Source organism: Idiomarina sp. UBA3162, from assembly GCF_002364475.1.
Classification (GTDB): Bacteria; Pseudomonadota; Gammaproteobacteria; order Enterobacterales; family Alteromonadaceae; genus Idiomarina.
Genome location: NZ_DEYI01000019.1, coordinates 53,154 through 62,302 on the forward strand (window position 1 = coordinate 53,154; position 9,149 = coordinate 62,302).

Annotated in this window: 7 protein-coding genes; 3 read left to right on the forward strand and 4 right to left on the reverse strand. The window is 45.8% G+C overall.

All coding sequences use genetic code 11. The annotated features are described in order from the left end of the window. Window positions 1-2: 2 nt before the first annotated feature. Both B2X00_RS02515 and B2X00_RS02520 read right to left on the reverse strand, forming a co-directional pair. Window positions 3-1,487, reverse strand: a complete 1,485-nt coding sequence (locus tag B2X00_RS02515; RefSeq protein ID WP_290485977.1) for a SulP family inorganic anion transporter — start codon at window positions 1,485-1,487, stop codon at window positions 3-5. Window positions 1,488-1,702: 215 nt separating this feature from the next. Beyond that, the gene (locus B2X00_RS02520; RefSeq protein WP_290485978.1) at window positions 1,703-3,388 is read right to left on the reverse strand and encodes a dipeptidyl-peptidase 3 family protein; all 1,686 of its coding nucleotides are present in this window, start codon (window positions 3,386-3,388) and stop codon (window positions 1,703-1,705) included. 103 nt (window positions 3,389-3,491) lie between these two features. Between B2X00_RS02520 and B2X00_RS02525 the strand changes: the two genes are divergently transcribed. Continuing rightward, window positions 3,492-4,343, forward strand: coding sequence for an HDOD domain-containing protein (locus B2X00_RS02525; RefSeq protein ID WP_290485979.1), 852 nt, complete (start codon window positions 3,492-3,494; stop codon window positions 4,341-4,343). On the opposite strand, the gene rdgC is transcribed toward B2X00_RS02525, so the two are convergent. Both rdgC and B2X00_RS02535 read right to left on the reverse strand, forming a co-directional pair. After that, complete coding sequence (gene rdgC, locus B2X00_RS02530; RefSeq protein WP_290485980.1) at window positions 4,332-5,225, reverse strand: recombination-associated protein RdgC; 894 nt, start codon at window positions 5,223-5,225, stop codon at window positions 4,332-4,334. The genes B2X00_RS02525 and rdgC overlap by 12 nt on opposite strands. 12 nt (window positions 5,226-5,237) lie before the next feature. Next, on the reverse strand, window positions 5,238-6,986 hold the full coding sequence (locus tag B2X00_RS02535; protein ID WP_290485981.1) for a sensor histidine kinase: 1,749 nt from the start codon (window positions 6,984-6,986) through the stop codon (window positions 5,238-5,240). 199 nt (window positions 6,987-7,185) lie between these two features. Here B2X00_RS02535 and B2X00_RS02540 point away from each other — a divergent pair, with 199 nt between their 5' ends. Both B2X00_RS02540 and B2X00_RS02545 read left to right on the forward strand, forming a co-directional pair. Further along, a complete protein-coding gene (locus tag B2X00_RS02540; protein WP_290485982.1) occupies window positions 7,186-7,971 on the forward strand; it encodes a DUF3450 domain-containing protein in 786 nt (261 codons plus the stop codon). An 11-nt stretch (window positions 7,972-7,982) separates the two neighbouring features. Next, on the forward strand, window positions 7,983-9,149 hold a 1,167-nt coding region (locus B2X00_RS02545), incomplete at its 3' end, for a MotA/TolQ/ExbB proton channel family protein (RefSeq protein WP_290485983.1).

Genomic DNA, 9,149 nt, shown 5'->3' on the forward strand with positions numbered 1-9,149 from the left:
AATTAATGTCCGATCAAGTCTTTGGCATCACTTTGGTTATGTTCTCCAAAGCGATCGACGATAGTCGCGCTGGCTTTGTTCAATCCAATAACGTCGACTTCTGCACCTTCACGTCTAAACTTAATAACTACCCGATCAAGCGCATTGACCGCGGTGATATCCCAAAAGTGCGCCTCGCTAAGGTCGATAACAATCTTATCGACACCTTCTTTAAAATCGAACGCGGCAATAAATTTTTCGGACGAGCTGAAGAAAACTTGCCCTGCGACTTTATAAGTGCGACAGAACGACGCCTCATTTAAACTCGACGTTACAGCCATGTAATGGCCCACTTTATTAGCAAAGAATACTGACGCTAATAGTACGCCAACAAATACGCCTAGCGCCAAGTTGTGAGTCGCAACGACCACGGCAACTGTCGCTAACATAACAATATTGGTAGACAGTGGGTGTTGTTTGAGGTTCCGAATTGAGTCCCAGCTGAAGGTACCAATCGAAACCATAATCATCACTGCAACCAGTGCAGCCATTGGAATTTGTTTTAGCCATTCATCTAAAAATAAGATCAATATCAACAAAAAAGTACCGGCGATAAATGTGGAGAGCCGCGTACGACCACCTGATTTAACATTAATAATTGATTGACCTATCATTGCGCAACCTGCCATACCCCCGAGCAGACCCGAGCCGATATTGGCGATACCTTGACCCTTACACTCGCGGTTGCGATCACTCGATGTATCGGTGAGGTCGTCGACAATGGTTGCAGTCATCAGTGACTCAAGCATACCGACTATCGCCAAACCGAGGGAATAAGGGAAAATAATGGCCAGCGTTTCAAAGTTAAGAGGTACATCGGGCCATAAAAATACTGGCAGTGTATCGGGGAGTTCACCCATGTCGCCGACCGTGCGCACGTCGATGCCAAAGTAAATCGCGATAACCGTCAATGAAAGAATACAAATCAACGGTGACGGCAACATCTTGCCAATAACGGGGATATAGGGGAAACCATAGATGATCGCCAATCCTGCCGCGGTCATAACATAAACATGCCAAGTGACATTAGTAAGCTCGGGTAACTGAGCCATAAAAATCAGAATCGCCAGTGCGTTAACAAACCCTGTAACGACCGACCGAGACACAAAACGCATCAGTTCGCCCAGTTTTAAATAGCCTGCGATTATTTGTAATACACCCGTGAGTAACGTTGCGGCGAGAAGGTATTCTAAACCATGCTCTTTAACCAGTGTCACCATTAACAGGGCCATAGCACCAGTCGCAGCTGAGATCATGCCTGGGCGCCCACCGGTGAACGAGATGATGACAGCGATGGCAAACGACGCATAAAGCCCGATTTTAGGATCAACGCCCGCAATAATTGAGAAAGCAATGGCTTCGGGAATGAGTGCTAAAGCAACAACAAGACCCGATAGTACATCACCGCGCAGGTTTGAAAACCAGTTTGCCTGGATAGACTTCCACATAAAACGTTACCCAATTAAAAATTCAGTGAGATGGAGTGCATCTAGTTTGTATGTCACATGTACGGAGCATGCAGTGTAATTGAATGAACTGACACGGATGTGACACTGTGGTTAAAGTTCAACCACTGAAGCGCGCGGATTCTAGCACAGGGTTTGGGGGTAGGCAAAGTTGATAGCGTGCGCCAATAGGCGCACGCTGAGTTCAAGTGAACTACTTAAAGCCCAAGTTCGGCTTTTCCTTGATTAAATGTGACATCTACTGGAATGCCTGCATTCGATAGTTTATCTAAATCGGACTGTAATTGAGGACTAATGACCCCGAGACGATCAACTAGCTCACTCACGCCTTGGTAGTTACCGTCCCCTTGCAATTGCAAGATCTTCTCCGAGAGACTGGTCATGGCTGCGCGCATTTTCTCCATATTAATGGCGTATTGGCCATCGGCATTTCGAGTAAATGCACCTTCATTAGCAAAATAGTTAAAGCGGATCATGTTAGCTTTGCCATGAGCGCTGGAAGCGCCAAAGCGAACTGAGCGGAATATACTTGCCATGAAGGTTGTATAATAGTCTTGTAGGGTACCTGTAGACAGTTCACCTTTTTCGAACAGCTGGGTGACCATGTATAAGCCCAAGATATCAGCTTTACCTTCTTCGAGTGCTGATGCGTGCTCTTTTAGCGCAGCGCGCACGGTTCCTTTATTATTGATTGTATTTTTAATACCCAGTCCATGAGCTACTTCGTGGAACATAGTGTTAGCGAAGAATGCATCAAAAGTAATGTTTTCGCGTTGTTCCGGCACTATCAGCTGCTCGGCGATAGGGAGCAAAATTTTGTCGAATTTGGCACGCATCGCGTTTTTAAGTTGTAAACGGCGAGTGCCTTTTTCAAGCTGCACGTATTCATCGTTAGGCAGGTTGATAGCAATAGTTTTGCTGCCTGCGTTTGAGTGGCCAGCAAAATAGACCGCATCGTAGGCATTTAATTGTGCGTTAGCACCTGGCATTTCTTGCTTGTACTTATCCTCAACAGGCAAGCCGCGCTGTAACTCAGGTAAAAACTGCGCGTATTTAGCAAGTCGTTCGCTCCACTGTTTATCTTTAATCAGTACATAAGCCTCAAATGCTGTTTTGTAGCCAAACAGCTGATCCTCATAGGTTTCAATAGGGCCGATGACCACATCAATGTCATTGTTTTGCATGTCCATCCAGGCTAAATCGGATGGACGGTACTCGTTACTTAAAAACGCGTCGGCACGTAGGTTCAAGTAGTGAGCAAAGTCCGGATCCTCGGCTAACTCAGCTGCCTGACGAAGCAGTTTAGCCGCTTGCTTGAGCTCGTCTGAGTATGCACTTGCATAGGGTACCACGGTCAGCTGACCCGAGCCGTCTCGACGAATTAGCGTATACTCGCTCGTCTTCTCTTCATTGCTAAAGTCATTAAACTCTTCTTTGCTCATATCAGCAGGATAGAAATTGGCGCCTGGTGGCTTCTCGCTAAACTCACGCAAAAACGGTTTATCACCGTTGAGTCGATCCCACGGGCCGTAATTAATATCAGCGAATGGTTGCGCTGAATCAGGAACCGCATTTATGAATGAACGCTTGTCATGGGCGAAGGCCTGTTGCCAGAAGAGGTCATCCATGATTTTGGCGGCTTCAATCAGTAACCCCAACATTTCTTTTTGATTAGTTGTAAGGTGCGAAATGTCAGACGTTAGTGTGTAGTCCGTATAAATCCCAAAGCGATCTTCAGCACCTTTGACAAGGGTGTAATCAGACGTCTGCTGGGCTGAAGCTGTGGAAGCTTGGTTTGGTTGTGTTTCCTGAGAAGTCGCTTGTTCTGAACAAGCTGATAAAGCAAGAACCAATGGCGCAATGGTGAAAATTTGTTTTAACATAAGTTCAACTTTGTCGGTATAGTAGTAAAATGAGTTAAAACAATTTAATGCGATGCGGACAATATCGCAAGTTAGGTAATGAATAAGGATCTGGAAACGAGTCATGACGGCAACTAACGCACTGTATTTATTGATAGAAGACAGAATTCAACGGGACCAACTAAAGTTACCCGGGTTGCCAGAAACCGCAGAGCGAATCCGTCAAGCGACCAGTAATCCGGATACTAATTTACAAGACTTAGCGGCTATTATTCAGCATGACACTGCATTGAGTGCGCGGTTGATTCGGTTGGCTAATAGCGCCTACCTAAGTGGGCGAGCACGCGCAGAAAGTTTGATGCAGGCACTCACGCGCATTGGTCTACGTCGGATCCGCACGTTAGTGGTAGCGATGGCTGTGGAACAGATCTTTAACCCGAAGAATGACATCGTTAAACAATACGCACAGAAATTTTTAACCGAATCGCGTGACATCGCTGCTGCTTCGGTTATCGTCACTCAACATCTGCACGAACGTGGTTATTGTAACCGCCTACATCAAGACGTGTCGCTATTAGCGGGTATGGTATGCAGAATCGGTGTTGCACCTATTCTAAAAATTGCTGATGAATTCGATGATAGTTTTGCCAATCCATCGTTTATGAACCAAACCATTACACACTTTGATCGCAGCTTGGGCGTCAGCGTTTTAGAGCACTGGCGCTTCGCCCCCAATCTTATCAAGGTGCCTTATTTTTATAACCGTGGGCGGTTTGAGGATCTTAACGACCCCTTAGTGGTGAACTACTGCGATATCGTGCATATCGCCAGTTTATTAACGGGGCACTCTAGACCCATTGATGGGGCGATGACGCTAGCCGAATACCAACAACGAGAGATTATTCCCGTAAACGATTTCTGGGACGACGAATCGACCCAGAACCGTTATCAAGCTTTACGCACTTCACTCAGTTGAAATACTGAATAAATCGTCAAGTAAAGCACCGAGTTCAGCAGACACGAGGGCTAGGTCGCTATCGAGTTTTTGTTCCGGCGAGGCGTCATTCCAGTCATCTTGATCGTCTAGTAACTGATCCGTTGCTTTTATGCGTTTCAACGCCCAATCGGCCTCGATGACACACTCGATGTGTTCGTTCCAAACGAGACCTAATTTAACTACCTGTTTGCCGGCAGCTGCATGAGCCTGAACATCTTCGCGCGTGAGATCTTCTTGTTTGCAACGGATGATACCGCCATCTGCTTGTGGCGAGCGCAGTTCAAGCTCATCGCCTAAATCGAATCGACTGGGTAATGCTTGTGTGGTGAGCCACTCGGTGAGTAGCACTTCTGCCGACTCCGCAAGAGCAATCGGTTTGACGGGTAAAGAGCCTACGCTCGCACGTAATAAGCCGAGCAAATCTTCTGCTTTATTAGCACTTGATTCATCAACAATGACGAGTTGACGTTTTAAATCAATGTAAGCCCATGTTTTACGAAACTTACTAAATGCTTGGGGTAGCAGTTGATGGGTAATATCTTCTTTAAGATTTTTCTTTTCTTTACCATTAACGGGACGGCCCTCGGTGTCTTGAATCGCTTGTACTTTTTGCTCAAGTTCAGCATTGACTACCGCAGCCGGTAACACCTTTTCTTCGCGTTGAGCGCAGACTAAATAGCTTTGCTCAACCGCATGATGAAGTACTTCACTTTGTGCACCAAAAACGGACGTCCAACCAAAGCTGGTCATATCCTGCCGGCTACACGGCTTAAATAGCTGTGCTTGAAGGTGAGACTCAAAGTTTTCGGGTAATTGAAATGACTCGCCAAAGCGATACACGCGGGCGTTTTTAAACCACATAATTAAGCGCCTTTATCTTAAGATAATGATTGGGAAGGAGAACCGATACGTTAAACCTTGACCCGGCTCACTAGAAGCGGTGATTTCGCCGTCCAATGTTTGTGTGACTAGGTTGCGAACGATATGCGTGCCTAAGCCACTACCGCCTTGGTTTAGCTTGGTTGTGAAGAATGGGTCGAACAGTTTCTCTAGCTGCTCTTCATTCATACCGTGACCGTTATCGGAGTATACCACATGGAGTCTGTCGGTCTGATTAGCATCGGTTTCAGTACGGATTTCAATATGCATTTCACCTTCACTGATGCCCTCGAATCCGTGCAGTATGGAATTCATAATCAGGTTAGTAAAAATTTGCGACAACGCACCGGCTGTACAGCGAACATATAAGTCGTCAGGACAATCAATGCGCACATGATGATTTTGTTTTTTGAGTTGCGGTTGCAATGACTGAACCAGATCGCCTACGTAACGTTTTAAATCAATGTCGCGAATAGCATCTGATGTTTGATCAACTGCCACTTGCTTAAAGCTACTGATAAGCTCTGATGCTCTATTAAGGTTATTCTCAAGTAGTTGAATGCTTTCACGACTTTCTTCTATATATTTGCCCAGTTGTGCTTGCGTTAATGTTTTGTCGTTTAGCATGCGATCAAGGTTTTCGAGTTTCTCTTTTAAAAACGAGTTAGCCGTTACGCTAATACCGATGGGTGTGTTTACGTCGTGTGTAATACCCGCGACAAGACCACCTAAAGAAGCCATTTTCTCGGATTCAATAAGTTGTTGTTGAGTATTTTTAAGATGATCGAGTGACGACTGAAGCCGATCGTTCGATTCGCGCAAATTAGTTTCCATCGCACGGCGTTGACTGATTTCTCGTTCCAGTTTTTCTTGCCGAATTTCCAATTCATTTTTGCGCTGCTCGAGGTCAAGCATCACCTGACTTAAACGCGAGGTTTTCCGAGCAACTTCCTGTTCGAGGATAGCATTTTGTTCATCTAATTGGCGGTTGGCTAACTTAAGTTTATGCTGTGTCCGCTCTAGATCTTCTTGATAGTCTTCAATGTTATCGATGAGTTGATTGTATGCTTGCTCAATCAGTACCAACTCATTGTGATGTCGTTCATCGAGTTTGATGCGTGACGCGTCTAAATTATCCAACCGAAAACTATTAATTTGTCGAGTGAGATCGTTTAAGGGTTGGTTAAGCATGCGTTGGAACGCGATGGTAAAAAGGATAAGTAAGAACGCACTTTTTATAATCGCATTACCGACAATAAATGCGAGGCTGATCTTGATGCGGTCGATGGCAATATCGCGGGTGGTAAAGAGTGATACATCGCCCACCCGAGTTGAGTGGCCAGAAAACTCAAAAATCAGCGCATTGTAGAAACCAAAGGTGCCGTTTTCCTCGGGAACGACATAACCTTCGGAAGCGCGTTCAGGTAAATTATCCACGGGTAAGGTTTCACCAATTTGAATAACAGGCTTACCACTTTCGTCTCTTATTAACACACCCGCAATTGCCGGAATGCTGATTAGACCGTCAGCGATGGTCTCAATTTGGGGGGTATTGAACTCCCACAAGGAACGCGTCAGTGAACCATTAAAGGTACTTTGTTGGTTTTGCAGTTCGGCGACTAACACACGTTTAGTGTCAAAATATTCTGCACCAATTTGTACCGCTGTGACTGTAAGCGTTAGTAAAAAATAGACAGACAGAACGCGGGTGAGAAGCGAATAAGATATGCTTTTGTAAGCCATAATAAGTTATAATTTAAGTGCCGCTTACCTAGTTTAAAGACTCTCTTTAAACTAATCGATTAGGCTTACAGACGCAATCTTTATCGTTGTCACAAAGTTGACATATTTACGTCATTAAGCTGTCACGAAAAATCACTAAAGTTGTCGCATCTTTCATCTGGGTGTTTAAAAATTCACCAACCTAAGTAAAGGGTCACATATGAAGTTGCTAGCGACAAGTACAGCCATTGCGATGGCTTGCGTTCTATCAACATCGGCATTGGCACAGGATAAAACCTTAGAACCAGTCGTTGAGAACGCCTCCGATATCAATGAGTCTGCACGCGAGGCTCAGCTCACTGTAGACAAAATCTCTGACTCCATGCAAGAGCGCATGCAGCAGTACAAGCAGATCATGAAAGAAATTGAAGGTCTGCAAGTTTACACCAACCAACTTCAAAACCAGATCAACGACCAACAGGTTGAGATGGCTGACTTGAATCAATCGATTGACCAAGTGAGCTACGTTGAGCGCCAAATCACTCCTTTGATGATTCGTATGGTTGATGCACTCGATAACTTTATCGAACTCGATGTACCGTTTTTAGAGCAAGAACGAGATGAACGCATCGCGGGTTTGCGTGAGTTGATGGGCAAAGCCAACGTTGATGTGTCTGAGAAATTCCGTCGCGTTATGGAAGCTTATCAAATTGAGACCGATTACGGTCGTAACATTGAGGCTTATACGGCAGAGCACTCTGTCGATGGGCAAGTGCAAGATGTAACGTTCTTACGCGTAGGTCGTGTGGCGTTGATTTATAAGTCACGCGATGGGCAGCACCTCGGTATTTGGGATAACGACAGCAAACAGTGGATGGAGCTTGACCAGGCTCATCGCCCTGCTGTTGAAACTGCCATCCGTATCGCACGTAAGCAGGTCGCTCCAGATATGTTGATGCTACCGCTCGTCGTGAATAAAACTGCGTCAACTAACGCTGCCGATTAAGGAGTCCTAAGATGTCGATGAAACCAATCAAGCTATTAATCAGCGCAGCACTAACTTTAGGTTTGGTAGCTGGCGCGCAAGCGGCACCTAAACCGCAAGATCCAATCAACCTTGACCAGTTGCTTGAGCAGCTTCAGCAAGGTAAGTACGCACAGTCGGAAGAAAACAAAGCTCGCTTAGAGCGTTTCCGTCAGCAGGAGCAAGAGCAAAAGCAAATGTTGCGTGATGCCATCGCACAGCGTCAAGCGCTTGAGCAACAAGCGTCAGACTTAGAGACACGCTTTGAAAGCAATGAGACTAAATTAGGTAACTTGCAAGATACCTTGACGCAAAGCATGGGCTCATTGAAAGAGCTCTTTGGTGTATTACAGCAGGTGACTAATGATGCTGCTGGCAGCTTCCAAAACTCCGTTATTTCAGCGCAGTACCCTGGCCGTTCTGACGAGCTAAAGCAACTTTCTGAGCAAATCAGTAACTCCTCTAAGCTCGCCTCGATCGAAGATATTGAGAAAGTGTGGCTGGCGCTACAAAAAGAAATGACCGAGTCAGGCAAAATTGCGGAATTCTCAGCGCCTGTGACTGAAGCTGATGGTGAGAAAGATGTCGAAGACGTCTTGCGTGTAGGGGCGTTCAACCTTGTTTCAGATGGCGCATACCTTGAATATAACGCAACCACCGGAAACATCGCTGAATTAGTCCGTCAGCCGGCAGGTCGCTTTACCGAGAGTGCTGATGAGTTGCAAGACGCCTCAAATGGCGTGGTCGCGTTTGGCTTGGATCCAACGGGCGGCTCGATTCTTGGATTGTTGGTGCAGGCGCCAAGCTTAAAAGAGCGTGTCGACCAAGGTGGAACTGTGGGCTACATCATTCTGGGACTCGGCTTAATCGGCTTGTTGATTGCACTTGAGCGTTTCGTATCACTTATGCTTATTGGCAACAAAGTAAAACGCCAACTTAAAGCACCGCAGCCAAAAGAAGACAACCCACTGGGTCGTGTCATGCTGATCAAAGACAAGTTCCCGGATGCGGATACTGAAACACTTGAGCTCAAACTGAGTGAGGGCATCTTACGCGAAGTACCGAAGATTACCCGCAACCTCACGTTTATCAAGATCATCTCGGTTGTCGCTCCGTTGATGGGTCTATTGGGTACAGTAACCGGTATGATTAATACCTTC

Coding starts and splice junctions, on each gene's coding strand:
- B2X00_RS02515 (WP_290485977.1), bottom strand. CDS start 1,487: ATGTGGAAGTCTATCCAGGCAAACTGGTTTTCAAACCTGCGCGGTGAT.
- B2X00_RS02520 (WP_290485978.1), bottom strand. CDS start 3,388: ATGTTAAAACAAATTTTCACCATTGCGCCATTGGTTCTTGCTTTATCA.
- B2X00_RS02525 (WP_290485979.1), top strand. CDS start 3,492: ATGACGGCAACTAACGCACTGTATTTATTGATAGAAGACAGAATTCAA.
- rdgC (WP_290485980.1), bottom strand. CDS start 5,225: ATGTGGTTTAAAAACGCCCGCGTGTATCGCTTTGGCGAGTCATTTCAA.
- B2X00_RS02535 (WP_290485981.1), bottom strand. CDS start 6,986: ATGGCTTACAAAAGCATATCTTATTCGCTTCTCACCCGCGTTCTGTCT.
- B2X00_RS02540 (WP_290485982.1), top strand. CDS start 7,186: ATGAAGTTGCTAGCGACAAGTACAGCCATTGCGATGGCTTGCGTTCTA.